Here is a 268-nt window from a genome sequence, read left to right as displayed (position 1 = left end):
CGGCCTGCCGGCCAGGTCGACAAAACGCCCGTCGCCGTCCAGGCCGATGTCTTCCAGGTCAATGTGCCGGGTAGGAATGCCGGCGTGCCCGGCCATCTTGCGCAGGAAGTCCGTGGTGCCGCGGTCCTCCACCGAACCTGCGATGGTGGAAAAGTAAAACGTGCCCTGCCCCGGCAGCGCGATGAACGCTTGCACCAGGTCTTCGGCCAGGGTGTTGAACTGGCTGGCATGGCCTGGCAGCACACCCCGTTCGATCTGCTCCTCCAGC

The 268-nt window shown here is 65.7% G+C and carries 1 protein-coding gene; it reads right to left on the bottom strand.

Translation table 11 applies throughout. The features are described from left to right. On the bottom strand, positions 1 to 268 hold a 268-nt coding region (locus SB756_RS30635; protein ID WP_410913312.1), incomplete at both ends, for a glutathionylspermidine synthase family protein.

The sequence above is a fragment of the Pseudomonas sp. SIMBA_068 genome (assembly GCF_046534705.1).
Classification (GTDB): Bacteria; Pseudomonadota; Gammaproteobacteria; order Pseudomonadales; family Pseudomonadaceae; genus Aquipseudomonas; species Aquipseudomonas putida.
The sequence above is the reverse complement of the archived record's forward strand: the minus strand, read 5'-3'. Positions and strand labels throughout refer to the sequence as shown.